The 22,482-nt window shown below is 67.6% G+C and carries 23 protein-coding genes and 1 pseudogene; 5 read left to right on the forward strand and 19 right to left on the reverse strand.

Annotated features, from left to right (window positions below):
* Positions 1–13 precede the first annotated feature (13 nt).
* Positions 14–256: a hypothetical protein gene (locus WAL33_RS09845; RefSeq protein ID WP_422180884.1), complete on the reverse strand. Its 243-nt coding sequence runs from the start codon at positions 254–256 to the stop codon at positions 14–16.
* Positions 257–598: 342 nt separating this feature from the next.
* On the opposite strand from WAL33_RS09845, the gene WAL33_RS09850 reads away from it, so the two are divergent.
* Positions 599–1,321 (forward strand): sensor histidine kinase, encoded by a 723-nt coding sequence (locus WAL33_RS09850; protein WP_422180886.1) that lies wholly within the window; start codon positions 599–601, stop codon positions 1,319–1,321.
* Between the two features lie 242 nt (positions 1,322–1,563).
* Here WAL33_RS09850 and WAL33_RS09855 read toward each other — a convergent pair whose 3' ends face one another.
* A complete protein-coding gene (locus tag WAL33_RS09855) occupies positions 1,564–2,142 on the reverse strand; it encodes a hypothetical protein (protein ID WP_422180888.1) in 579 nt (192 codons plus the stop codon).
* A 69-nt stretch (positions 2,143–2,211) separates the two neighbouring features.
* On the reverse strand, positions 2,212–2,394 hold the full coding sequence (locus WAL33_RS09860) for a hypothetical protein (protein ID WP_422180890.1): 183 nt from the start codon (positions 2,392–2,394) through the stop codon (positions 2,212–2,214).
* A 59-nt stretch (positions 2,395–2,453) separates the two neighbouring features.
* Here WAL33_RS09860 and WAL33_RS09865 point away from each other — a divergent pair, with 59 nt between their 5' ends.
* The gene (locus WAL33_RS09865) at positions 2,454–3,362 is read left to right on the forward strand and encodes a protein NO VEIN domain-containing protein (RefSeq protein WP_422180892.1); all 909 of its coding nucleotides are present in this window, start codon (positions 2,454–2,456) and stop codon (positions 3,360–3,362) included.
* Here WAL33_RS09865 and WAL33_RS09870 read toward each other — a convergent pair.
* Positions 3,320–4,540, reverse strand: a complete 1,221-nt coding sequence (locus WAL33_RS09870; RefSeq protein ID WP_422180894.1) for an acyl-CoA dehydrogenase family protein — start codon at positions 4,538–4,540, stop codon at positions 3,320–3,322. The genes WAL33_RS09865 and WAL33_RS09870 overlap by 43 nt on opposite strands.
* A gap of 113 nt (positions 4,541–4,653) precedes the next feature.
* On the opposite strand from WAL33_RS09870, the gene WAL33_RS09875 reads away from it, so the two are divergent.
* On the forward strand, positions 4,654–5,376 hold the full coding sequence (locus WAL33_RS09875) for a winged helix-turn-helix transcriptional regulator (protein ID WP_422180896.1): 723 nt from the start codon (positions 4,654–4,656) through the stop codon (positions 5,374–5,376).
* Between the two features lie 41 nt (positions 5,377–5,417).
* Here WAL33_RS09875 and WAL33_RS09880 read toward each other — a convergent pair whose 3' ends face one another.
* Genes WAL33_RS09880 through WAL33_RS09890 form a run of 3 tightly spaced genes read right to left on the reverse strand, consistent with a single transcriptional unit; the run spans position 5,418 to position 8,298 of the window.
* A complete protein-coding gene (locus WAL33_RS09880; protein ID WP_422180898.1) occupies positions 5,418–6,041 on the reverse strand; it encodes a glutathione S-transferase family protein in 624 nt (207 codons plus the stop codon).
* Between the two features lie 10 nt (positions 6,042–6,051).
* Entirely contained in the window at positions 6,052–6,651 is a 600-nt protein-coding gene (locus WAL33_RS09885) for an energy transducer TonB (RefSeq protein ID WP_422180900.1), read from the reverse strand.
* A gap of 9 nt (positions 6,652–6,660) precedes the next feature.
* Complete coding sequence (locus WAL33_RS09890; RefSeq protein ID WP_422180902.1) at positions 6,661–8,298, reverse strand: NAD(P)/FAD-dependent oxidoreductase; 1,638 nt, start codon at positions 8,296–8,298, stop codon at positions 6,661–6,663.
* Between the two features lie 212 nt (positions 8,299–8,510).
* On the opposite strand from WAL33_RS09890, the gene WAL33_RS09895 reads away from it, so the two are divergent.
* Entirely contained in the window at positions 8,511–9,536 is a 1,026-nt protein-coding gene (locus WAL33_RS09895) for a hypothetical protein (protein WP_422180904.1), read from the forward strand.
* Between the two features lie 70 nt (positions 9,537–9,606).
* Here the strand turns inward: WAL33_RS09895 and lepA are convergent, their stop codons facing one another.
* Entirely contained in the window at positions 9,607–11,415 is a 1,809-nt protein-coding gene (lepA, locus tag WAL33_RS09900) for a translation elongation factor 4 (RefSeq protein ID WP_422180906.1), read from the reverse strand.
* Positions 11,416–11,600: 185 nt separating this feature from the next.
* On the opposite strand from lepA, the pseudogene WAL33_RS09905 reads away from it, so the two are divergent.
* Positions 11,601–12,193 (forward strand): annotated as a pseudogene (locus tag WAL33_RS09905) (DUF1134 domain-containing protein); the annotation flags it as partial.
* A gap of 38 nt (positions 12,194–12,231) precedes the next feature.
* Here the strand turns inward: WAL33_RS09905 and WAL33_RS09910 are convergent.
* From WAL33_RS09910 to WAL33_RS09960, 11 genes are all read right to left on the reverse strand, one after another.
* Positions 12,232–13,920 carry a hypothetical protein gene (locus WAL33_RS09910; RefSeq protein WP_422180908.1) on the reverse strand — a complete coding sequence of 563 codons (1,689 nt, stop codon included), beginning with the start codon at positions 13,918–13,920 and terminating at the stop codon, positions 12,232–12,234.
* A gap of 118 nt (positions 13,921–14,038) precedes the next feature.
* The gene (locus tag WAL33_RS09915; RefSeq protein WP_422180910.1) at positions 14,039–14,830 is read right to left on the reverse strand and encodes a transglutaminase-like domain-containing protein; all 792 of its coding nucleotides are present in this window, start codon (positions 14,828–14,830) and stop codon (positions 14,039–14,041) included.
* Between the two features lie 117 nt (positions 14,831–14,947).
* The gene (gene msrA, locus WAL33_RS09920; RefSeq protein ID WP_422180938.1) at positions 14,948–15,541 is read right to left on the reverse strand and encodes a peptide-methionine (S)-S-oxide reductase MsrA; all 594 of its coding nucleotides are present in this window, start codon (positions 15,539–15,541) and stop codon (positions 14,948–14,950) included.
* Between the two features lie 61 nt (positions 15,542–15,602).
* Positions 15,603–15,863, reverse strand: a complete 261-nt coding sequence (locus WAL33_RS09925; protein WP_422180912.1) for a hypothetical protein — start codon at positions 15,861–15,863, stop codon at positions 15,603–15,605.
* The gene (locus WAL33_RS09930; RefSeq protein WP_422180914.1) at positions 15,860–16,156 is read right to left on the reverse strand and encodes a hypothetical protein; all 297 of its coding nucleotides are present in this window, start codon (positions 16,154–16,156) and stop codon (positions 15,860–15,862) included. Before WAL33_RS09930 ends, WAL33_RS09925 begins: the two co-directional genes overlap by 4 nt.
* Before the next feature lie 108 nt (positions 16,157–16,264).
* Positions 16,265–16,411, reverse strand: coding sequence for a hypothetical protein (locus tag WAL33_RS09935; protein WP_422180916.1), 147 nt, complete (start codon positions 16,409–16,411; stop codon positions 16,265–16,267).
* 260 nt (positions 16,412–16,671) lie between these two features.
* A complete protein-coding gene (gene pheT, locus WAL33_RS09940) occupies positions 16,672–19,110 on the reverse strand; it encodes a phenylalanine--tRNA ligase subunit beta (protein WP_422180918.1) in 2,439 nt (812 codons plus the stop codon).
* 124 nt (positions 19,111–19,234) lie between these two features.
* Complete coding sequence (gene pheS / locus WAL33_RS09945) at positions 19,235–20,308, reverse strand: phenylalanine--tRNA ligase subunit alpha (protein WP_422180920.1); 1,074 nt, start codon at positions 20,306–20,308, stop codon at positions 19,235–19,237.
* 120 nt (positions 20,309–20,428) lie between these two features.
* On the reverse strand, positions 20,429–20,788 hold the full coding sequence (gene rplT / locus WAL33_RS09950) for a 50S ribosomal protein L20 (protein WP_422180922.1): 360 nt from the start codon (positions 20,786–20,788) through the stop codon (positions 20,429–20,431).
* Positions 20,789–20,801: 13 nt separating this feature from the next.
* Positions 20,802–21,002 carry a 50S ribosomal protein L35 gene (rpmI, locus tag WAL33_RS09955; RefSeq protein WP_012285249.1) on the reverse strand — a complete coding sequence of 67 codons (201 nt, stop codon included), beginning with the start codon at positions 21,000–21,002 and terminating at the stop codon, positions 20,802–20,804.
* Between the two features lie 127 nt (positions 21,003–21,129).
* Complete coding sequence (locus tag WAL33_RS09960) at positions 21,130–22,380, reverse strand: MFS transporter (RefSeq protein ID WP_422180924.1); 1,251 nt, start codon at positions 22,378–22,380, stop codon at positions 21,130–21,132.
* Between the last annotated feature and the right edge of the window lie 102 nt (positions 22,381–22,482).

Here is a 22,482-nt window from a genome sequence, read left to right on the forward strand (position 1 = left end):
TAGGCGGCGAGGTCTAGCTTTCGCCGTCGCCCGAAGCGCTTGAGCGCAGGGGACCGTCAACGACGCCAAAATCGCGCGAGCGCATCTTGCCGTCGGCCAATTGGATGCCTTCGGCGTCCAGGCCGCGCTTGAGCAGTTCGCGCACGGCGGCGGCTCGGCTGGGCATGCGGCGAGCGAAGCGCCAATCATCCAACGCGGCGAGCTCATCCTGCGTGAGCATGATCTGCAGGCGTTCGGGGCGGGTCAGGTCGTTCATCGTGGTCTCTGCCCCCGGAAAAGGGGCTGCTCTCCTACTATCCGGTGGAGCTAACGCGCGAGCGTCGCCATCGGGTTCCATCAAAGCGCAAACACTGCATTTGAGGTAAAATGCGCTGCTTACTCATTATGAGCATTGCGAGTGTTTCGCTAAACGGGCGTCAAGTGATTGAAATCATAATTTAGGTAACTCGTCAGTCGAGATCCCGACGTATCGTATTTTTAACAAGGTAGGCAAATAAAGTTTGGACTCTGTTTTAAACAAAATTATCGCGCTTCTGTTTTACTTGTGCTTCTATGGCTCGACGGAATATCCTACCGCCTTACCGAAAGCCCCTGAGCCATGGACGTCGAGCACCGAGACTTCGGTGGTGCGGCCGTTCGCCATGTCGGGTCTGACGACCGGCTAAGCGAAGCCCAGCATCGCATCGCCAATAATCTGGCCCTGATCGCGGGCTATACCCGCCTGCAGGCCACCCGCGTGAACAAGGCCGGCAGGCCGTTGTCGGCGCGCGAAGCCTGCATCGTGCTGGAAGAAGTGGCCGCCCGGATCGAGACGGTCGGCGAACTGCACCGCCTGCTGTCGGGCGAGCCCGGCGACGTCAAGGGCGGCATCGACCTGGGACGCTTCCTGGCCAAGCTGTGCACCAGTCTGATGGAGACGGTCAGCTTCGCCGGCGACACCACCATCGCCCACAGGGATATGGGCGGCTGCATGGTGCGGCCCGATCAGGCCACCCCGGTGGCCCTGATCGTCAGCGAGCTGGTCACCAACGCGCTGAAATACGCCCATCCCACCGGCGTGGCCGGCCGGATCCTGGTGTCGTGCCGCTCGACGGGCCGCGGTCTGGTGGTCGAGGTGATCGACGACGGCGTGGGGCTCAGCGAGGATTTCGATCCGCTCAGGGACGGCGGCCTGGGCTTCCGCGTGGTTCGCGGCCTGGCCCGCCAACTGGGTGCCGACCTGGTCTATGAATCCGGCGACATCGGCCTGACCGTGCGGCTGATTTTGGGCTCCGACGAGGAGGAGCACCGAGTCATTCCCCTGCGGCCTGGTCGGGACTAAACGATCGGTTCTAGGGTTTTACCGGATGGCGGCCGTTACGCGGATGCTGCAACCTGAGCTGGCTTGCAGACGTCGAGGAGGCCTCCCCCGATTCCCCTCGACGCGCCGGGCCGCCTGCTTCCAACGGGGCGCGTCCTGCCGCAGGCCGAGAGCCGGCCGGGGTGTCCCGACGCACGAATTCGGCCGGCTCTCCTCCTGTCCTTCATCCCCCGGTCTTGCTCCGAAGGTCGGCGCCCGTTCGTTCAGGGTGTGGTCTTGGCGACGTCCGGCGCTTCCTCGACCGGCATGTCCAGGCCGCCCAGGCCCGCGGCCTTGATGGCGTCGCGCAGCTTGGTGACGGGCTCGCCGGCGCCGGTGGTGAAGGTCAGGGTGCTGGGCTCGGCGCGGTTTTCGGCCAGGTTGCTGAAGGCCGGGCCGCCGGGCGCGCTCGGGTTCAGGGCGACCGCGTAGGTCTTGCCCGGCAGCGTCGTGCACAGCAGGACGAAGGTCTTGTTGTCGTTCAGCAGGCGCGGGGTCTTCAGGCAGCCCAGCTTGTCGCCGTCGGCCCCCAAGCCGTAGGCGAAGTCGCGCGGCGTCATCTGCTGATCGAACACCACCTTCAGGACCAGCACCCCCGGCGCGATCGTCTCGCCGCTGGCCGGCCAGGTGGCGACCACCTTGGGCTTGTCGGTCGGCGGCATGACGGTGACGGGTGAGACCGGAGTCGGCGTTTCGGCCGACGGCCGGGCCGGCGACTTGACCGCCTGGGCCGACACCGGGCCGGCCAGAAGGCAGAGGGGCAGGGCGAGGCCTAGGAACCGGCCGGGGAACAGGTGGCGCATGGGGTCCACCTTGTGGTCAAAGCGCGGCGTTCTCAAGGCTTGGCTTGAGCCAAACGCACGTGGCCGGCCTTACCGTGTCATCCAGGGCTTGTTCTTGCTATTCGAGGCGGCCGCGGCGGCCTGCTCGCGCTGGAAGCGGCCGCCGCGCGGCGGTTTCGGCTTGGCGGCGAGCGCGGCCTTCTTCAGACGCAGGGCGCGCTGGATCGGGGTCTCGCCGGGAATCTCGGGGTGGTCTTCGGGCTTGTCGGTCATGGTCGGGCTTCTAGCATGGTTGACGGCGACGCGTCCCGTCCCTGGCGTCGGGCCTTCGCTTGGGGCATCGTCGCGCCGTGGGCGACTCGGCGATCAACGGCAAGACCTGGAACGAGGCCGAGCAGGACCTGGTGGTCGGCGACTATCTGGGCATGCTCGACAAGGTGATGACCGGCCGCGCCTACGACCCGGCCAATCACCAGCGCGCCCTGCGCTTCGTCACCAACCGCTCGGGCGGGGCGATCACCTTCCTGCAGGGCGAGATCTCGGCGGTGCTGACCCTGATCGGCCTGCCCACCCTGAAGGATCATCCGCCGCGCTGGGATTTCGGCGACAGCCTGGTCGACTCGATCGACCGCTGCCTGACCGCCAAGCCCGGCGTCCTCAAGGACCTGGTCCAGCCGCCGGCCCTGCTGGGCTGCGCGACCGCCCCCGTCCTGGCCGAGGGCGCTCCTTCGCGAGCCCATCACACGCCGCCCAGCGAACGGGCCGAGCGGCTGGTCGCCAAGTACGACCCCGCCGCCCGTGACCTGGAGGCCCGCATGCTGGCCCGGATCGGCGTCGCCGCCGCCCTGGTCTACGAGCAGCGCCGGCTGGAGGAACGCGGCCGCCAGGACCTGGCCGACCAGGTCCGCCTGGCCCTGCCGACCGATGACGAGGGCTGCGACCTGATCAGCTTCAGTCGCACCGGCGCCGCCCGCCGCATCGCCGTCAAGACCACCACCGGCGGCCCGGCCACGCCGTTCCGGCTGACCCCCGCCGAGGAAGCGCTTCGCGAGGCCCAGCCAGGGGCGTTCATCGTCTATCGCCTATACGATGTGGCGCGCGAGGCGCGGGTGTTCCGGGTGCGGGCGCAGTCCCACGTCCAGGCCGCCCAGGATCAGGCGTCCGAAAGTCAGGCGTCCCAGGATCAGGCGTCCGAAATTCAGGCGTCGATGTCCCAGCCCAGCGCGACCCTGCCCGAATAGCGCCGCTGCGGCGCGTCCTGCAGGGGATGGAAGCGCGCGCCCTGGATGTCGCGGAACGCCCGCTCCAGGCCGGTGTCGCGATAGAACGACGCCCCGCCGACCGCCTCCATGGCCCGCTCGACCGTGGTGATCGCGCCGTGGGCCAGCAGGGTGCGGCAGATCATGGCGCGGTTGGTGCTGTCCGGACCCGGCGCGCCGGTCTGCGCGGTGTCGACCATCCGCTCCCAGGCCATCTCGGCGCCGGCGAAGGCGTTCTCCATCGACCCGACCAGTTCGGCCACGTGCGGGTCCGGCGACTTGCGGCGCGTGATCTCCAGCGCTCGGGTCCGCGCCCCCTCGGCCACGCCCAGATAGGCCGAATAGATCAGGGCGAAGGCGATCATGCTGATGATGTGGAACAGCGGGTGCCACGGTCCGCTGGGCCGACGACCCGAGATCGCCGCGTCGGGCACGAAGACCTGCGTCAGGACCACGTCGTGCGAGCCGGTGCCGCGCATGCCCAGGGCGCGCCAGGTCTCGATGATCTCGACGTCCGGCGCCTTCAGCGGCACGGCGAAGTGCAGCACGGTGGGGCCGCCTTCTGGATCCTCCCAGACCGCGCTGGTCACCAGCAGATCACCGGCCAGGCAGCCGCTGGAGAACGCCTTGCGGGCGGTGATCGAAAAGCCGCCCTCGACCTTGACCGCCTGGCCGCCGCTGGCCAGCCAGTCCGATCCGCCGCTGGACACCAGCACCAGGTCCTCGGCGGCCACGCGCTTCAGCAGGCCCTCGGTCGGCGCGCCCTGCGTGCGCCAGCGCCAGGCGGCCACGGCGACCAGGTGGCTGTGCATGGCGAAGGCCAGGGCGGTCGAGCCGCAGGCCGCGCCCAGTCGGCGGATCACCTGGCAGATCTCGGCGATCTCGGCTCCGCCGCCGCCGAACTCGGCGGGGACCAGAGCCTTGAAGAAACCTTCGGCCTTCAGCTGGGCGTAGGCGTCGGCCACGAAGCTGTCGTCGGCGTCGTGAGCGGCGGCCTGGGCGGCGATGGTCTGGGCCAAGGCGTCGGCGCGGGCCGGCCAGTCGGTCTTGGCCGTGGCGGGGGCGACGGCGGTTTCGGGAAGGGCGGTGTCGAGCGGCATGTCCTGAACCTTGTTGTCGGAGGCGGGACCTGTCCCCGCCGGTTCGATGACCTTGCCCAAGGCGCGCGCCCTCCAGCTAGTTCAGCAACTGAACCTGGCCGGTACAGTCACTGAACTGGTCCGCCCGGCCCGGCGGGCCTAATCTAACATCGTTATGTCTTTCGGAGGTGGCGATGTCTCAGCGCAGCTATGGGCAATTCTGCCCTGTCGCGATGGCGGCCGAGGTGCTGTGCACGCGGTGGACCGTGGTGCTGCTGCGCGAGATGGTCGCCGGCTCGACCCGGTTCAACGACCTGCGCCGCGGCGTGCCCAGGATGTCGCCGGCCCTGCTGGTCCAGCGCCTGCGCGACCTGGAGGACGCCGGCGTCGTGCGCCGCGTCGCCGGCCGCGACAGCGGGGTGCTGGAATATCACCTGACCCCGGCCGGCCGCGAGCTGGAGACCATGGTCGAGGCCATGGGCCACTGGGGCCAGCGCTGGGTGACCAGCGAGCTGTCGCTGCAGCAGCTCGACGCCTCCCTGCTGATGTGGGACATGCGCCGCAAGCTGAACCTGGAGCCGATGCCCCGGCGGCGCAGCGTCATCCAGTTTCTCTACGCCGAGCAGGCGCCGGTCGACCGCTCCTGGTGGCTGATCGTCGAGCCTGACGCGGGCCCCCATGCGAGCAGGGCCGGCGCCCCGGTCGACCTGTGCTCGGTCGATCCCGGCTTCGACGTCGACCTTTATGTCGCCAGCGACCTGCGGACCATGACCGCCATCTGGATGGGCCTGGACACCGTCCGCGCGGCGCTGGACAGCGGGCGGATGCTGCTGACCGGCGACGCGGGTCTGGCGTCGGACATGCAGTCCTGGCTCGGCCTCAGCCCGTTCGCCAAGACGCGGAAGATGGCGAGCTGATCTTTGAGATCCGCTCATCCCGGCATTCGCCGGGAGTGGAGCTATGGAACCGCGTCCAGCGCCCACCGCCCGAACTCCGGCCGTTCCTTCAGCCGTGCGTAGTAAGCCTCCACCGCCGGCAGGTCGGCATGCTCCATCGGCGTGGCCTTCCAGCGGTGCACCGACACGCCCAGCACCACGTCGGCCAGGGTGAAGTCATGGCCGGCGATGTGGGCGCCGGTGTCGGCCAGGCGCTGGTCGAGGATGGCCATGGCCTTGTTCCAGGCCTGGACGCTGGCGGCGATCTTGGCGGGGTCGTCATAGCCCGGCGTCGGGCGGCCCAGGGCCAGGAAGGCGTAGCCCCATGTCGGGTTCAGGGTGGTGGCCTGCCAGTCCATCCACTGCTCGACCCCGGCGCGGGCGCGGGGCTCGACCGGCAGCAGGTGGCCGTGACCGTAGCGGGCGGCCAGATAGCGGCAGATGGTGTTGCTCTCGTAGAGCGCGCCTTGCTCGTCGATCAGCACCGGCACCAGGCCATTGGGATTGAGGGCCAGGAACTCGGGGCTGCGGGTCGAGGCAAAACCCGTGCCCCAGTCCTCGCGCTCATAGGCCAAGCCCAGCTCGTCGCAAGCCCACAGCACCTTGCGGACGTTCAGCGAAGAGGTGCGGCCGAGGATCTTGAGCATGGGGGGACTCCTAGGTTATCGCCGGCGCCGCGACGGGAGCAGCACGGCGAGGCTTGGGACGCTCGGGCGGCACAAACCTGTAGAGCGTTTCGAAATCCGCAGGCAGGGAAGCGCCGTCAACCGCCTCGTAGGTCGTCCCGGTCAGGGCGTGAGCGACGGCCCTATCGAAGACGGCGGGCGGCGAGGCGTCGACGATCCGGTGCGCGCGATAGGCGCCGTCGGGTGTGATCTCTACGGCGACGTGGACCCACCCGGTTTGACCGCGCATGCACGCCCAGAGGGGATAACGCGTCGGGCCCGTCGCCTTGCGGCGGACCCTGTCGTCGCTCGCGAGAGCGGGCGGCTCGCGCACCGGAATGAGCGGCCAGGCCTTGCGCAGGGCCCACGACACCAACACGCTGATGAGCCAGAGGGCGAGGCTCCCGCCCCAGATGAAGGGCCAGAACGGCGTCAGCGGCAACATGAACCAATGCCGCCAGGTCGTGGGATGCCGCGCCCGAGACTTAGCTCCGCGCGCCCGGTCGTTCAGGAAAACCGCCAGGCGATAGATTCCGATGATGCCGCCCAGGGCCAGCAGCCAACGCCAGGTCTCATCCCAGTTATGCGGCATCGTGACCGATCACCCCGTCTTCATGTCTTGGTCGTGGCCAACATAGGCCGCCGCCACCGCCTCGGCGATCTTGATGCCGTCGATGGCGGCCGAGAGGATGCCGCCGGCATAGCCCGCGCCTTCGCCGGCCGGGAACAGGCCCGCGACATTGAGGCTCTGGAAGTCCTTGCCGCGGGTGATGCGGATCGGCGAGGAGGTGCGGGTCTCCACGCCCGTCAGCAGCACGTCGGGATGGTCGTATCCGGCGATCTGGCGGCCGAACACCGGCAGGGCCTCGCGCATGGCGTCGATCACGAAGGCCGGCAGGCACTGGGCCAGGTCGGTCATCTTGACGCCCGGCTTGTAGGAGGGCTCGACCACGCCCAGCTCTTCCGACGATTTGCCCGCCAGGAAGTCGCCGACCTTCTGGGCCGGGGCGGCGTAGGTCGAGCCGCCGGCGGTGTAGGCCAGGCTCTCCCATTTGCGCTGGAATTCGATGCCGGCCAGCGGGTGGCCCGGATAGTCGCGCTCCGGATCGATGCCGACCACGAAACCGGAGTTGGCGTTGCGCTCGTTGCGCGAATACTGGCTCATGCCGTTGGTCACGACGCGCTCGGGCTCGGAGGTCGCCGCCACCACCGTGCCGCCCGGGCACATGCAGAAGCTGTAGACCGCGCGGCCGTTGGCGCAGTGATGCACCAGGCTGTAGTCGGCCGCGCCCAGGTCCGGATGACCGGCGCAGGCCCCGAACCGCGCCTTGTCCATCCACGACTGCGGATGCTCGATCCGCACCCCGATCGAGAACGGCTTGGCCTCGATGTGGACGCCCCGGTCGTACAGCGTCTGGAAGGTGTCGCGGGCGCTGTGGCCGACGGCCAGCACCACGTGGTCGGCCGCCAGATAGTCGCCGGTCGACAGATGCAGGCCCTTCAGCTTGCGTGAGCCGTCGGCGGCGGTCTCGATGTCGAAGTCGTCGACCCGGCGCTGCCAGCGATATTCGCCGCCCAGGGCCTCGATGGTCTCGCGCATGCTTTCCACCATGGTCACCAGGCGGAAGGTGCCGATGTGCGGGTGGGCTTCGGTCAGGATCTCCTCGGGCGCGCCGGCCTTGACGAACTCCTCCAGCACCTTGCGGCCCAGGTGGCGGGGGTCCTTGACCTGGCTGTAGAGCTTGCCGTCCGAGAAGGTGCCCGCGCCGCCCTCGCCGAACTGGACGTTGGACTCCGGGTTCAGCTCGCCGCGCCGCCACAGGCCCCAGGTGTCCTTGGTCCGCTCGCGCACCACCTTGCCCCGGTCCAGGATGATCGGCTTGAAGCCCATCTGGGCCAGGATCAGCCCGGCGAACAGGCCGCAGGGGCCGGCGCCGATGACGACGGGGCGCTGGAAGTCCTTGGGCGCCTGGGCCACGAGCCGATAGTCGGTGTCGGGCCTGACCCGCACCTGGCTGTCTCCCGCGAACCGCGCCAGCACGGCGGCCTCGTCGCGCAGCGCGACGTCGACCGTATAGACCATCAGGATCGCTGCCTTCTTGCGCGCGTCATGGGCGCGGCGAGCGATCGTGTGGCTGAGGAGGTCGTCGGCGGGGATGCCCAGGCGGTTGCAGATCGCCGGGGCGAAGGCTTCAGGCGGATGGTCGAGGGGAAGCGATAGGTTGGAGAGGCGGAGCATGGCGTGGGTTTAACTCTGGTGGGCTCTATGCGCCACCGGGCGGTAAGAGTGTGCGATGGGAGATGGCTACTCGACCAATTTTTTGTTGGTCAGATAAGAAGCCGGATGATGGAACGCGATCGCTAACGTCGAATAATAGCGAGCGGAATCGACCAGGAGACGATGGAATGCGAAAGGCGCGGATCCTTCACCAAGGCGCTCCAGTAACGAGAATGGGCGTTCATCGCGAAACCACCGAAGTCATAATGGCGGGCGATTTCTCGATTTTCGCTCTAATGTTGGAAGAATACATCGCAACCGGTGCCGTTCAGGTGGTCATCGCCAAATCCAATCCGGAACAGAAGCTAGTCAAGACACTACCAAGGCTTCTCAGGGATAGGATCGACGTCGTTGACGATAACCGGGAAGTTACAACTGTTGCGCGGCTTCTATATGGCGTTAGGCGGTCTCTCGATCTTGGTTTTGACGAAGAAGTCTGCCGTCCGACGTTTCCGAAGGATTTTCCAAACGACTTGCGTCTGGCCGTCTGTGACGTGCACACAGATCTCCATCGCCTCGCGCTTGGGTTCAATCACCGGCTTCAGGTGGATGTTCGCGCCCCAGTCTCGACGGCTCGGCTTGAAAATCTGCGAGACCAAGTCAGCGATGACAACGGTCGAGTCGTTTTAGCCCAAATGCAAGGCCTACTAAGTTGCTATGAGCGCGTCGAGTTTCTGGCAACGGTACCAAACACTACGGGATCTGAAGATCTGATCCGTATGTTCGACTTGCTGGTCAATGATCCAAAATACCTCAGTTACTCCGACGCGGTTACCCGTCTCTACGGTCCGTCAACGCGACGGAGCGCAACACTTGAGTTGAAGCACATTAGCCGTGAGCTAGTCGCCGGAAAATGGTTGGGGTTAGGTTGGAATTTGCTCAGTCGCGGGGTCACCGCGTGGTCAGGCTTGCCGCTTCCAGAAGCGTCTGAACTTAAAGATCTTATGGGGGAAGGCCGTGCGCTCCCACCGCTTGTGGACCTATTCCCGGCACGAAAGAAGGCGGTCGAGATTTGGAAGCGAGGCAACACGCAAACGCCGGTGACCCCATTTGATCTGGATCGGAGTCAGTACGACTGGCTGCCCCCGCTCCCATCAATGGAGGCGAGGTTGGGCGACTTTGAGATGTTGGGCACTGTGGGCGAAATGTTGGTAGCGCTAGAGCGCTATCGCGACACGAGTCCCCGTAAAGTGGATTGAGCGGGCGGTGGTAGTTGGGAAGGCCGATGCGCACTGGGCGCATTGCAAGCCAGAGTAGCTCAGAAGCCGATCAATCCCCGTCCATCTTCAGCGCCGCAATGAACGCTTCCTGCGGGATCTCGACCTTGCCGAACTGGCGCATGCGCTTCTTGCCGGCCTTTTGCTTGTCCAGCAGCTTGCGTTTGCGCGAGGCGTCGCCGCCGTAGCACTTGGCGGTGACGTCCTTGCGCAGGGCGCGGACGGTCTCGCGGGCGATGATCTTGCCGCCGATCGCCGCCTGGATGGGGATGACGAACATGTGCTGGGGGATGAGCTCCTTCATCTTTTCGCACATGCCCCGGCCGCGGCTTTCGGCGCGGTCGCGGTGGACCAGCATCGACAGGGCGTCGACGGGCTCGGCATTGACCAGGATCGACATCTTCACCAGGTCGCCGGTCCGGTAGTCCTCGACCTGATAGTCGAAGCTGGCATAGCCCTTCGAGATCGATTTGAGGCGGTCGTAGAAGTCGAACACCACCTCGTTCAGGGGCAGGTCGTAGATCACCATGGCGCGGTTGCCGACGTAGCTGAGCTCGCGCTGGGCGCCGCGGCGGTCCTGGCACAGCTTGATCACGCCGCCCAGATATTCGTCGGGGGTGAAGATCGTGGCCTTGATCCAGGGCTCGCTGATGCTCTCGATGTGCATCGGGTCGGGCAGGTCGGCGGGGTTGTGCAGCTCGACTTCCGAGCCGTCGCGCATGTGGATCTTGTAGACCACCGAGGGGGCGGTCGCGATCAGGTCCAGGTCGAACTCGCGGGAGAGGCGCTCCTGGATGATCTCCAGGTGCAGCAGGCCGAGGAAGCCGCAGCGGAAGCCGAAGCCCAGGGCGGCGCTGGATTCCATCTCGTAGGTGAAGCTGCCGTCGTTGAGGCGCAGCTTGCCGACCGCGGCGCGCAGGTCCTCGAAGTCGGCGGCGTCCACCGGGAACAGGCCGCAGAACACCACCGGCTGGACGTCCTTGAAGCCGGGCAGGGCCTTTTCGGTGGGCCTCTTCTCGTCGGTCAGGGTGTCGCCGACGGCGGCGTCGGCCACTTCCTTGATCTGGGCGGTGAAGAAGCCGATCTCGCCGGGGCCGAGGCTCTCGACGGGGGTGTTCTTGGGCTTGAAGACCCCGACGCGGTCGACCAGGTGGGTCGAGCCGTGCTGCATCATCTTGATCTTCTGGCCGGCCCGCAGGCGGCCGTCGATCACGCGGACCAGCACGACCACGCCCAGATAGGCGTCGTACCAGGCGTCGACCAGCAGGGCCTTCAGCGGCGCGTTCTCATCGCCCTTGGGCGGCGGCAGGCGGGTGACGATGGCCTCCAGCACCTCGTGGATGCCGACGCCCGACTTGGCGCTGGCCAGGACGGCGTCGCTGGCGTCCAGGCCGATCAGGTCCTCGATCTGGGCGCGCACCCGTTCGGGCTCGGCGGCCGGCAGGTCGATCTTGTTGAGGACCGGGACGATCTCGTGATTGTTGTCGATGGCCGAATAGACGTTGGCCAGGGTCTGGGCTTCCACGCCCTGGCTGGCGTCGACGACCAGGATCGAGCCTTCGCACGCGGCCAGGCTGCGGCTGACCTCGTAGGCGAAGTCGACGTGGCCGGGAGTGTCCATCAGATTGAGGATGTAGGTCAGGCCGTCGTCGGCCTTGTACTCCAGACGCACGGTCTGGGCCTTGATGGTGATCCCGCGTTCCTTCTCGATGTCCATGTTGTCCAGGACCTGGGCGGTCATCTCACGCGCGGTGAGGCCCCCGGTCTCCTGGATCAGCCGATCGGAGAGGGTCGATTTGCCATGGTCGATGTGGGCGACGATGGAGAAATTGCGAATGCGGTCGAGAGGCGTCGAAGTCATGGGGCTGCCTCTAGCATATTTGCGCGCTTTCGCGAGTGTCGTTCCTCCCTCACGGCGGAGGAACGGTCATGGTTAACCCGGCTTTAAGCTTCAAGCCGCAAACCCGACTCAAAGGGTTGAGACAGTCTAGGCTGTTGGAATCGCGAGAGAGCATATGGACCGCCGCAAGCTGATCCTTTCGGGCATCGCCACCGCCACCGCCACGGTTTCCACCGGCCTGGGCGCCTGCGCCAGCACGGCCCAGGATCGGCCGGGCGACCCGCCGCGTCAGTCGCAGTACGACACCGGCGCGGCCCAGACCTATTCGGCCGACGAGATGATCCGCAGCGGCTCGGACTTCCTCGGCGTCACCGCCGAGAGCATTGGGGCGGTGATCGAGCGCGCCTTCCGCGACAACGGCCGGCCCACCGGCTACATCGCCGGCGAAGAGGGCTCGGGCGCCATCGGCGTGGGCCTCCGCTACGGCCGGGGCCTTCTGTACATGAAGGAAAAGGACACCCAGGAGGTGTTCTGGCAGGGCCCGTCGGTGGGCTGGGATTGGGGCGGCAACGCCAGCCGGGTCTTCACCCTGTGCTATAATCTGCAATATCCGGACGCCATCTTCCGTCGCTTCCCCGGCGTGGAGGGCACGGCCTATCTGGTCGGCGGCCTGGGCGTGAACTACCAGCGCGCCGACACCATCACCCTGGCCCCGATCCGCGCCGGCGTCGGCCTGCGCCTGGGGGCCAATGTCGGCTACCTGGCCTACAGCCGCAAACGCAACATCCTGCCGTTCTAGGCCGGATCGCCACACGCCCGTCATGAGGCGGCTGGATCCTAGGCGTGGATCCAGTAGGCGCTCTCGGCGAACTGGTCCCCCGTCCACCAGTTCGCGGTAGTGAGGTAGCGGGCGTTCTTGGTTCCGGCCTGGCTTTGCAGGGGACCGGTCACCTCGCCCGCGCCGTTGCGCGCGGCGCGATGCGCGCCGCTTTCGGGAACCACGGCGACGATATGCCCTGAGCGGCCGTCTTCCTTGCGGCGCGCGACGATCAGCGCCAGCCCGCCCTGGTTCGCATGCGCCTGCAGCTTGTCCAGCGTTCCGGTCTGGCGCCAGCCGAACACCGCGCCGAAGTCGCGAAGCCAGCGAAACAGGGCGTTGGCGCGCATCTCCTCGATCGTGGATCCGTATTTCGGCTCCACCGTCTGGCCCCGGCCGATCGCCAGGATCGCGCCCGGCGTCCACCAGACACGGGCCAGATAGGCGCCGGCCAGATGCATGTAGTCGTGGGCGTAGATGTTGCAGAACGTCAGGCCGTCGTGCGGCTGGTATCGCAGGTGGGTCGGATCGTCGACCGCCAGCCAATCGATGATCGCGGCCAGATCGGCGCACCGCTGGGCGGGCGTGGCGCCCTTGCGCGAGGGCGCGTTCGGCTCGTTCAGGGAATGGGCGCTGGCCGGGGCGGATCGCCGCGTGACCGTCCCTGGCCGTCGCGGCATCTGGACGGCCGTCAGGCCCGCCGGCGGCGTGACGATCGGCTGCAGCGGCGGCGCGGCCTTGGCGGTCCTCTTCTTCAAGAACCGCTCGGCGGCGTAGCCCCTGTAGTGGGCGCCGGCCAGGTCGGTCTCGACCTCCACAAAGCCGTTCTGCGCCGGGGAGCCCGTCGCGCGGACGATCTGGCCGTCCGGCAGCCCCACCCTGAAATTCTCCAGCGGCGCGGCGGGATTGATCTTCGGGGTCTTGCGCAGGTTCAGGAGACCCTCGCGGACATCGACCTCGTAGGTCTGGCCGACGGCCTCGACGGGCGTGGACGGCGGCGACAAGGCTTCGCCCGGCGGGAGCGTCTCGACCGGCAGGGTCACCGCTCGCGCCTTCAGCAGATAGTCGTAGAAGATCTCGCCGTAGTAGCGTCCCGCATCGTCCTTGAAGCCCTGTTTCAGGCCCTTGGCCGGCTTGAAGCCGCCGGTGTTGTAGGCGATCGCCACATGGGCCATTTCCAGCGCGGTGAGGCTGGTGCGGTTCTGAAAATTCAGCGTGGCCAAGCCCCGCTTCAACTCGGCCACGCAGAGCGCGGCGCAGGCGTCGAAGTCAGCATAGCGCTTCTGCAGGAAGTGCTGCGGATTGGTCCGGAAGAACTGCAGGTCGTACTGGAAGATCCCGTAGCCGTGGCAGAACTTCTTGGGCTTCTTGGCCACGGCCTTATAGCCGTCGATGTGGGCGGCCATGTCCACCAGGGCCTGGTGGGCGATCTGGAACATCTGCTGGCCGTTCGGTGCGGCGACCAGGGCGTCGTAGTCGCGTGGAAAGGCCGAGCGTCCGGCAGTGTCGTCGAGCGTGTCGCCGACGCAAAGCGCCAGGATCTCCGGGATCGACAGGCCCTTCGCGCGCAGCACGCTCCAGATGTAGCCGGTTTCCTGGGAAGCCAGCGCCGTCAACATGTCCAGGTCGAACGGCGTGCCCGCCACCGCGCGCGCGATCTGCGGGCCGAACTGGATCTTGAACCAGAGCATGTCCTTGGCGGTCGGCATGATGTCGTTCCGAAGAGGGCGACCGGGCGCGCATTGCGCGTCGCCGGAGCCTTGAGGACGTGAACGCGCCGCTCAACTTTGAGGGATGATCGAATTTAACCCTACTATAGGATGCGCATCAATCGTGGAAATCGGTCGCGGCCCTTTTCACGGTCACGCTCTGGGCCACCATGGTGGCCCGGCCGAAGATCGTCAGGAACGCCACGTCGGCCGCGTCGCGGCCGTAGGCGATACGGACTAGGCCGTCGATGGGCGCCAGGCCCGTGGGGTCCAGCAGCCGCCAGCGGCCGCCGACGAACACCTCGACGACGGCGTGGAAATCCGGCGGGTCCAGCGTCAGGGCGTAGACGCTGGCCACGCGGGCGGGGATGTCGCTGGCCCGGCACAGGGTGACGGCCAGATGGGCGAAGTCGCGGCAGACGCCGGCGCGCTGGACGTAGGTCTCCAGGGCGGTGGTCCGCCAGTCGCTGACCGGGCTGTAGTCCAGGTGGCCGATGATCCAGGCGGCGACGGCCGCCACCCGTTCGCCGCCGCGCAGGGACCCGAACTTCTGATCGGCGATGGTCTCGAAGATATCGGACGGACAGTAACGGCTGCCGCGCAGATAGGGCAGGGTGTCGATCGGCAGCGCGGCGACCCGGTGCTGGACGGCGCCGGCCAGATCCATCTCGCGATCGGCGATCTCGACGGTGGCGGTGTAGGCGATGGCCAACCGACCCTGGTGCTCGAAGGCCACCCGCCGTTCGCCGCTGACCGGATCGTCGCGGCGAACGAAGGTCAGGGGCGGATCGAAGGTCAGCTGTTCGTCCAGCACGGTCTGGTCGTCGGCGACCGCCGCCTCGATCTGCAGCAGGGATTCCACCCGTTCGGGGAAGTCGTAGTCCAGCCGCGCCTCGACATGTACGCGCATGGTCGTTCCCCCGGGGTGAGCCGTGACAACGGCCTGCCCGGGTGAAGGTTCACGCCGGCGTCAGGGCTTGGACGCCTTGATGCCGGCATAGTCCATCATGGTGGAAATTGGGGCCGCCTATCCGCCCCAGACCTGCTTCAGCCGCAGGTCGCGGCCGCAGCCCATGCGGTAGGCGTGGTACTCGATGGCGTGGTTCCTGGCGTAGTCGCGGTGATAGGCCTCGGCCGGCCAGAAGGTCTGCGCGGGCAGGATCTGGGCTTTCATCGTGCCGGTCTTCAGGCGCTTGGCGGCTTCGGCGCGCGACTTCTCGGCGATCGGGCGTTGTTCCGGGGTGACGAACACGGCCGGGCGGTAGGATGGGCCGCGGTCGCAGAACTGGCCGCCGTCGTCGGTGGGGTCGACCAGCTTCCAGTACTTGTAGAGCAGAAAGCCGTAGTCGAGCTTGGCGGGGTCGTAGGTGACGCGCACCGCCTCGTAGTGGCCGCTGCGCTCGCTGGTCACGTCGCGATAGGTGGGCTTGGCGACGTGACCGCCGGTGTAGCCGCTCTCGACCTTCAGCACGCCCGGAATGCCGCGCATGTCGTTCTCCATGCACCAGAAGCAGCCGCCGGCGAACACGGCGGTCGCGGTGGGGGGCTTGGGCGCGGCCAGCACGTCGGCCGGCAGCAGGATGGCGGCGAAACTGGCGAGGAGTACGAACAGACGGCGGATCATCGGGCGGCTCCGGGAGGGTGTGCCTCTAGATACGGATCAGGCGTCCGAAAGGTTACACCTAACGCCAGCCGAATCCGACGCCGCGCACCGAAGGACAGGCCGACAGGCGGGCGGCCAGGATCTGGGCCCGCTCGTCGCCCTGGTCGTCCAGCTCGAGCCGGATGCTCAGGCCCGCGCCGTCCGGCTGGGCGCTCAGGGCCCGCAGGCGGGTCTGCTGGACGGTGGCCACGCCCAACACCCGCATCAGGGCGTCGGGCGTGTCGTCGGCGATCACCAGGAACAGCCGGCGTTTGTCGTCCTCGGGCTTGAGGTCGCTCATGGTCGAACCCACTGATGCTCGACGCTGGCCGAGGTGACGCCCGGCCAGGCGGCCAGGTCGCGGGCCAGCAGGCGGGCGGCCTGTTCGCTGAGGTGGCGCACGCGCAGGGAGCCCTCGACGATCTGGCCGACCGGCTTCATCGACAGGGCGCACAGCTCGGCCCCGCTGTCGGCCAGGCCCTGGCGGACGGCTTCCAGCGCCGAGGGCGCATCCTGAGCGGCCAGCAGCAACTGGTGGACGGTGACGCCTTCGTGGTCGGAGTTGAAGGCGGGTAGGGAAGGCAGGTAGCTCATGGTTCAAGGTCCTTTGGGTTTGAGGACCGATGACCGCACAGCAAAAACCCCGCTCCTTGTGGGAAGCGGGGCTTTGCGGATCTTGCGATCTTCGGCTGTGGTGGTCGTCTAGTCGACCGCGCGCCTGCGTTGCCCCGTTCGCACACGAACGGTTTTAATCTTGGCCTGCATCATAATGGCGCGCGCGCACGAGATCGCGACGCCGGCGGTGAGGCCGGTCGCGATCAGAACATTCATGGCCAGCTGCGTAAGCATGATGGCGGCAAAACTCCGTGTGCGATTACATAGTTAGCGTGGGGGTGGGGCCAGCGCAAGGCTTTGCCGTGCAGGTGCGGCGTTTGGGGCGGGGTGCGCAAGAAATATGCGGTGAAGCTCATGCGGCTAGCACTTGCCCCCTACGGACCGCTTCGCGGTCGTCTTCCCCCACAGGGGGAAGAGCCGCGCCATGAAAGCTCCGCCCCCTATGGGGGCGGACAGACCGCGAAGCGGTCAGGTGGGGGCAAGTGGGTGAGCCACTAGCCCCGCAGCTTGCCGCCCGCCTTCTCGACCGCCGCCACGATCCGGCCCGACAAGGCCTCGATCTCGGCCTCGGTCAGGGTCTTGTCGCGCGGTTGGACGACCACCTCCAGGGCGACCGACTTCGAACCGTCCGGCACGCCGGGGCCCTCATAGACGTCGAACACCTGCACCGCCTCGATCAGCGCCTTGTCGGCGCCGGCCGCGGCCTTGACCAGGTCGCCCGCCGCCTTGGCCTTGTCGGCCACGAAGGCGAAGTCGCGGGTCAGGGGCATCAGCGGCGAGGGCGTGAAGGCCGGCTTGGTCTTGACCGACTTCTTCTTCGGCTCGGGCACGGCTTCCAGGGTGATCTCGAAGCCATAGACCGGCCCGGCCACGTCCAAGGCCTTCAGCACCGCCGGATGCAGCTCGCCGAACTCGGCCAGCACCGCCTTGGGACCCAGCTGCAGGCGCGCCGAGCGGCCTGGGTGCCACCACGACGAAGCCGAACCCTGAGCGGTCTGCAGCGAGGCGACCGGCGCGCCGATCTCCTCCAGCAGGGCCATCAGGTCGGCCTTGACCGTGAACACGCCCTCCGCGCTCGCCTTGTCCCAGCCGCGCGGGGCGTGGGGGGCCAGGATGGCGGCGATCGTGGTCTTCTGGTCCTGCGGGCGGTCGCCGAAGAACACCGGGCCCACCTCGAACAGGGCGACGTCCGGGAAGCCCTGACGGGCGTTGCGGCCGGCCGCCTCGATCAGGTTGGGCAGGATGGACGGGCGCATGCAGTCCAGTTCCGAGGCGATAGGATTGGCCAGCACCAGCTCGGGCGAACCGCCGCCGAACAGGGCCGCGATCTTCTGGTTGGTGAAGCTCCAGGTCACCGCCTCGTTGTAACCGGCCGCGGCCAGGGCGCGGCGGGCGATGCGGGCCCGGGCCTGGCGGGCGGTCAGCACGCCGCCGACCGCCCGCGCCGTTTCCGGCAGCGGGGTGGAGGGCAGGGCGGCGTAGCCGGCGATGCGGGCCACTTCCTCGACCAGGTCGGCCTTGCCCTGCACGTCGCGACGGAAGGTCGGCGGGGTGACGCAGACCAGGCTCTCGGCGTTCATGGCGAAGGCGGTCGACGACACGTCCTTGGGCGGCTCGATCGTGAAGCCAAGGTCCGCCAGGATCTTCAGCGTGCGGGTCGGCTCGATGGCCAGGCCCGACAGCTGCTGGACATAGGCCGGGTCGAACAGGATCGGGCCGGGCGCGGCCGGAGCCTCGCCCGCCACCACGATCTCGGAGGCCTCGCCGCCGCACAGCTCCAGGATCAGCCTGGTGGCCAGCTCCAGGCCAGGGACCAGCGAGCCGGTGTCGACCGTGCGGGCGAACCGGTACTGGGCGTCGCTGTTGATGCCGGTGGTGCGGCCGGTCTGGGCCGTGCGGATCGGATCGAACCAGGCGCTTTCCAGGAAGACGTCGGTGGTGTCGTCCGAGCAGCCGGTGCTCTCGCCGCCCATCACGCCGCCGATGCCGATCGGACGCTCGCCGGCGGCGTCGGAGATCACCGACATGTCCGGGGTCAGGTCATAGGTCTTGCCGTCCAGGGCGATCAGGTGCTCGTCGCCGTTGACGCCGTGATGACCCAGGCGCGCCTCGATCACCGTCCCGACCAGCTTGGCCGCGTCATAGACGTGCAGCGGGCGGGCGCGGTCGTAGGTGATCAGGTTGGTGATGTCGACCAGGGTGTTGATCGGACGCAGGCCGATGGCCTTCAGGCGGTCCGCCAGCCACTTGGGCGAGGGGCCGTTCTTGACGCCCTTGATCAGGCGGCCGCTGAACACCGGACAGGCGTCGCCGTCGACCTTGATGGTGATCGGGCAGGGGAAGGTCCCCGGCACGGGGAGGATCGACAGGTCCTTCAGCGTGCCCACGCCCGCCGCCGCTAGGTCGCGGGCGATGCCGGCCACGCCCAGCCAGTCGGGGCGGTTGGGGGTGACCTCGAAGTCGATCACCGCTTCCAGGCCCAGGGCCTGGCTGGCCGGCGTGCCGACGGCCAGATCGTCGGACAGTTCCAGGATGCCCTCGGAGCCGTCGTCGGCCTCCAACTCGGAGCCCGAGCACAGCATGCCGTTGGAGACGACGCCGCGCACCGGCTTCTCGACCAGGGTCACGCCCAGGCCCGGCACATAGGCGCCGATCGGGGCGTAGACGGTGGTCAGGCCCGGACGGGCGTTGGGCGCGCCGCAGACGATCTCCTTGCGGCCGTCGACAGTATCGACCTGGCAGACCCGCAGGCGGTCGGCGTTGGGGTGCTGCACGGCCTCGACGATCTTGGCGACCGTGAAGGCGGCCAGCTTGGTGGCCGGATCGGTGACGTGCTCGACCTCGAGGCCGGCCATGGTCATGGCGGCGACGACGGTGGTGGCGGACGCCTCGGTGTCGAGGTGGTCCTTGAGCCAGGAGAGGGTGAATTTCATCGTTGGAACTCACGGTTCCTTCTCCCCTTGCGGGAGAAGGTGGCCTGCGAAGCAGGTCGGATGAGGGGTTTCTCGGCGGATCCGGCGCGCTCTCTCCACGGGAAGACGAGGAGCGCGGCGCGCATCAGCTGAGACCGGAAGCCGCGTTCGGCGCGGCGAACGCGCTGAAGCCGTAGTGGTCCAGCCAGCGGCCGTCCGAGCTGAACATGTCGCGCAGGTCGGGCATGCCGTATTTCAGCATCCCCAGGCGATCGACGCCCATGCCGAACGCGAAGCCCTGGTACTCGTCCGGATCGATGCCGCAGGCGCGCAGGACATTGGGGTGAACCATGCCGCAGCCCAGAATCTCGAGCCACGACGTGCCCTGGCCGATCTTGATCTCGCCGCCCGAGCGATCGCACTGCACGTCCATCTCGGCCGAGGGCTCGGTGAACGGGAAGTGGTGGGGCCGGAACTGCGTCGTCACCGCGTCGGTTTCGAAGAACCGGGCGATGAAGGTCTCCAGGGTCCACTTCAGGTGGCCCATGTGGATGCCCTTGTCGATCACCAGGCCCTCGACCTGGTGGAACATCGGCGTGTGGGTGGCGTCGCTGTCGCAGCGATAGGTGCGGCCAGGCGCGATGATGCGGATCGGCGGCTTTTGCGACACCATCGTCCGCACCTGCACGGGGCTGGTGTGGGTGCGCAGCAGCATGCGTTCACCGGACTCCTTCGGATGGAAGAAGAAGGTGTCGTGCATTTCGCGAGCCGGGTGCTTCTCGGGGAAGTTCAGGGCCGTGAAGTTGTGAAAGTCGTCCTCGATGTCGGGACCTTCGGCGACCGCGAAGCCCATCTCGGCGAAGATGGCGATCATCTCGTCCATGGTCTGCATGGTCGGGTGGACGCTGCCGCGGCGACGGTGCGGGGCGGGCAGGGTCAGGTCCAGGGTCTCGCCGGCCAGGCGCGCGTCGAGGGCGGCGGCTTCCAGCGCGGCCTTCTTGTCGTTCAGCGCGGTCTGGACGCGGTCGCGCAGGACGTTGATCGCCGCGCCGCGCTCCTTGCGCTCGTCGGGGCTCATGGTCCCCAGCGTCTTGAGCAGGCCCGAGATCGAGCCGGTCTTGCCCAAGGCGGACACGCGCACGGCGTCCAGGGCGGCGAGATCGCCGGCGGCGGCCACTTGGGCCAGCACGTCGGCTTCGAGAGTGGTGAGATCGGTCATGACGGGGTTCCGTCTAGAGCATTCGTGGGACGGGGAGTAGGGGAGCGCGCAGCAAAAAGCCCTCCGGCTCGCACCGAAGGGCTTTTCAGATCGCAATCGGGTCGGAACCCGAAAAAGACCTTAAGCGGCCAGGGCGGCGCGGACCTTGTCAGCGATGGCCTTGAACGCAGCCGGGTCTTGACCCGCGATATCCGAGAGGACCTTGCGGTCCATCACGATACCCGCCACGTCCAGGCCGTGGATAAACTGCGAGTAGGTGAAACCCTCGACGCGAGCGCCGGCGTTGATGCGTTGGATCCACAGCGAGCGGAAGGCGCGCTTGCGCACCTTGCGGTCGCGGTACGCGTATTGACCGGCCTTGTCGACGGCGGCCTTGGCGGTGCGGATGGTGTTCTTGCGGCGGCCGTAGAAGCCTTTCGCCTGCTCAAGAACCTTCTTGTGCTTGGCGTGGGCGGTGACGCCCCGTTTGACGCGAGCCATGTGTCAGCGCTCCTTAAAGGCCGTAGGGCATGTACGAACGAATGGTCTTGGTGTCCGAAGCACTCATGACCTTCGTTCCGCGGTTTTGGCGGATGTACTTGCCGTTGTGGCCGATCAGACGGTGACGCTTGCCGGCGACGCCGGCTTTCAGCAGGCCCGTGGCCGTGATCTTGAAGCGCTTCTTGGCGCCAGACTTCGTCTTCAACTTAGGCATTTCGCGTCGGAGCGTTTAACGGCTCCGTCCTCTAGAGAAGCATGACGAACCGCCATGGCATGCCATTAGCCAGGCGGTTCCGGAAAGGCGGGGTTAGTACGGGAAAGGGGCGAAGAACGCAAGCGCCTTACGCGGCGGCCTTGACCCGATGCTCGATGGTCAGGGCGAAGGCGACCGCCGGGATCATCAGCACCGCGCCCAGCCAGTAGGGGCCGCCGATCGCCAGGCCGAACAGCGGGCCGGCCAGCATCGGGCCGATCATGCGGGCCAGCGAGCCGGCGGCCATGTTCAGGCCCAGAATCGCGCCCTGCTTGTCGGGCGGGGTGGCGCGCGAGATCAGGGCCGCGACGCAGGGGAAAACCAGCGATTGGCCGAACGCGGTGCAGCCCACCGCCAGCGGCACGAAGGCCGAAGACGGGACGAAGGGCGTCAAGCTCAGGCTGACGGCGATGATCGCCAGGCCGGCGGTCAGCACCTTGGCCTCGCCGAACCGCCGCGCCAGCCGGCCGGTGATCAGGCCTTGGCCGACCGAGGCGATGATGCCGATCACCGCGAAGCACAAGCCGACCTGGCGCGGACCCCAGTCGAAGCGGGCCTGGGTCCACAGGCCGAAGACCGATTCCATGCCGGCGAAGGCGGCGGTCGAGATCAGGGTGACCAGCAGTACGCGCGACAGCACCGGATGGGCGGAGGCCGCCGCCAGATGTTCGCGGCGGCGGACCACCGGGGCGTCCTTGTGGCTGGGCGCGCGGCTCTCGACCACGAACAGGAAGACGCCGAGCGCGGCGATGGCCGCCAGGACGGCGGCGGCCAGCAGCGGGATCTGGAAGGCCAGGCGCCCGGTTTCGGAATGACCGAAAGCCTTGGCCACGCCCGGCAGCAGCCCGCCCAGGGTGGGGCCGACCACGAAGCCCATGCCGAACGCCGCGCCCAGCAGGCCCATGCGGCCCGCGCGCTTCTCGGGCGGGGTGACGTCGGCCATGTAGCCTTGGATCGTCGAGATGTTGCCGCTGCCGAAGCCGCTGGCCAGGCGAATGGCGAAGGCCCAGGCGATGTTGGGCGCGAAGGCCAGGGCGACATAGCTGAGGGTGTTGGCCAGGATGGTGACGATCAGCACCGGCCGCCGGCCGATGCGGTCGGACAGGCGTCCCCAGAACGGCTCGGCGATGAACTGGCCCAGCGAATAGGCCGAGAACATCGCCGTCACCTGCCAGGGGCTGGCGTTCAGCGACTTGGCGTAGAAGGGCAGCAGCGGGATCACCAGCCCAAAGCCCACCAGGTTGATGAACACCACCAGCAGCAGCACGTAGAGCGCGCGCGGACTGGCGTCCGGCGTCTTCACGGCGGCGGGGGATGGCGGTGCGGAGAGCGTAGTCATCAGGCCGCGGGGTTTACGCTCGTTCCGCCGAGATGGCGACAGCTGTCTGAAGGTTCAATTCTAAGTCATGTGCGATGGGCCCGGCCGCGCCAGGCGACCGGG

Source organism: Caulobacter sp., from assembly GCF_049283275.1.
Taxonomy (GTDB): Bacteria; Pseudomonadota; Alphaproteobacteria; order Caulobacterales; family Caulobacteraceae; genus Caulobacter.

Excerpts from the sequence above, each read along its gene's own strand:
- lepA (WP_422180906.1), bottom strand. The coding sequence starts at position 11,415 with ATGACTTCGACGCCTCTCGACCGCATTCGCAATTTCTCCATCGTCGCC.
- WAL33_RS09860 (WP_422180890.1), bottom strand. The coding sequence starts at position 2,394 with ATGACCGACAAGCCCGAAGACCACCCCGAGATTCCCGGCGAGACCCCG.
- WAL33_RS09875 (WP_422180896.1), top strand. The coding sequence starts at position 4,654 with ATGTCTCAGCGCAGCTATGGGCAATTCTGCCCTGTCGCGATGGCGGCC.
- WAL33_RS09910 (WP_422180908.1), bottom strand. The coding sequence starts at position 13,920 with ATGCCGACCGCCAAGGACATGCTCTGGTTCAAGATCCAGTTCGGCCCG.
- WAL33_RS09855 (WP_422180888.1), bottom strand. The coding sequence starts at position 2,142 with ATGCGCCACCTGTTCCCCGGCCGGTTCCTAGGCCTCGCCCTGCCCCTC.
- WAL33_RS09885 (WP_422180900.1), bottom strand. The coding sequence starts at position 6,651 with ATGCCGCATAACTGGGATGAGACCTGGCGTTGGCTGCTGGCCCTGGGC.
- pheT (WP_422180918.1), bottom strand. The coding sequence starts at position 19,110 with ATGAAATTCACCCTCTCCTGGCTCAAGGACCACCTCGACACCGAGGCG.
- WAL33_RS09935 (WP_422180916.1), bottom strand. The coding sequence starts at position 16,411 with ATGCTTACGCAGCTGGCCATGAATGTTCTGATCGCGACCGGCCTCACC.
- WAL33_RS09925 (WP_422180912.1), bottom strand. The coding sequence starts at position 15,863 with ATGAGCGACCTCAAGCCCGAGGACGACAAACGCCGGCTGTTCCTGGTG.
- WAL33_RS09880 (WP_422180898.1), bottom strand. The coding sequence starts at position 6,041 with ATGCTCAAGATCCTCGGCCGCACCTCTTCGCTGAACGTCCGCAAGGTG.
- WAL33_RS09850 (WP_422180886.1), top strand. The coding sequence starts at position 599 with ATGGACGTCGAGCACCGAGACTTCGGTGGTGCGGCCGTTCGCCATGTC.
- rpmI (WP_012285249.1), bottom strand. The coding sequence starts at position 21,002 with ATGCCTAAGTTGAAGACGAAGTCTGGCGCCAAGAAGCGCTTCAAGATC.
- WAL33_RS09960 (WP_422180924.1), bottom strand. The coding sequence starts at position 22,380 with ATGACTACGCTCTCCGCACCGCCATCCCCCGCCGCCGTGAAGACGCCG.
- WAL33_RS09915 (WP_422180910.1), bottom strand. The coding sequence starts at position 14,830 with ATGCGCGTACATGTCGAGGCGCGGCTGGACTACGACTTCCCCGAACGG.
- WAL33_RS09890 (WP_422180902.1), bottom strand. The coding sequence starts at position 8,298 with ATGCTCCGCCTCTCCAACCTATCGCTTCCCCTCGACCATCCGCCTGAA.
- WAL33_RS09845 (WP_422180884.1), bottom strand. The coding sequence starts at position 256 with ATGAACGACCTGACCCGCCCCGAACGCCTGCAGATCATGCTCACGCAG.
- pheS (WP_422180920.1), bottom strand. The coding sequence starts at position 20,308 with ATGACCGATCTCACCACTCTCGAAGCCGACGTGCTGGCCCAAGTGGCC.
- rplT (WP_422180922.1), bottom strand. The coding sequence starts at position 20,788 with ATGGCTCGCGTCAAACGGGGCGTCACCGCCCACGCCAAGCACAAGAAG.
- WAL33_RS09930 (WP_422180914.1), bottom strand. The coding sequence starts at position 16,156 with ATGAGCTACCTGCCTTCCCTACCCGCCTTCAACTCCGACCACGAAGGC.
- WAL33_RS09895 (WP_422180904.1), top strand. The coding sequence starts at position 8,511 with ATGGGCGTTCATCGCGAAACCACCGAAGTCATAATGGCGGGCGATTTC.